This window comes from Bradyrhizobium sp. BRP19, from assembly GCF_020194195.1.
GTDB lineage: Bacteria > Pseudomonadota > Alphaproteobacteria > Rhizobiales > Xanthobacteraceae > Bradyrhizobium > Bradyrhizobium yuanmingense.
Genome location: NZ_JADYVZ010000090.1, coordinates 1 through 563, shown reverse-complemented (window position 1 = coordinate 563; position 563 = coordinate 1). Strand labels below are relative to the sequence as shown.

The 563-nt window shown below is 60.7% G+C and carries 1 protein-coding gene; it reads left to right on the top strand.

Going from position 1 to position 563, the window contains the following annotated elements; genetic code table 11:
* The coding region (locus tag I6F36_RS38630) for an outer membrane protein (RefSeq protein WP_225173257.1) at nt 1–563 on the top strand (563 nt) is incomplete at both ends.

The following is a 563-nucleotide window of genomic DNA, read 5'->3' as shown; positions in this document are numbered from 1 at the left end:
ACTGGGCCGTTCACCCTGGATGTGAGCCCCAAGGGCGGATTCGGCGGCGGCCAAATCGGCTATAACTGGCAGTCCGGCACGTTCGTGTATGGTCTGGAAGCGGATGTCAGCGGCGCTGCCATCAGGGAAACGGCGAGCCGCCCCTTCAGCGTCACCGGAACGATCGGCGGCGACAATGGCGCCTTCACCGGCGTATTCAATCTCAAGCAGGAAATCGACGTCTTCGGCACGATCCGCGGACGTCTCGGATACGCGGCGAACAATGTGCTGATCTACGGTACCGGTGGCTTCGCCTGGGGCCACGTCAAGAACAGCATCTTCACCTCCAATCTCGCCACGCCGAACATTGCCAATTTCAACGGCTTCTTCCCGGCCCTGACGCGAAGCGCGTCCTCGTCGGAGGTCCAGGTGGGTTTCTCCGCGGGTGGCGGTCTTGAATGGGCATTCGATCCGCGCTGGACGTTCAAGGCCGAGTACATCTACATCAATCTCGGAAAGTCGAACGGCAATGCTCTTGCATTCCCCGGCGCGTCCTTCACGGACACCGAGGTTCAGCTTCATAC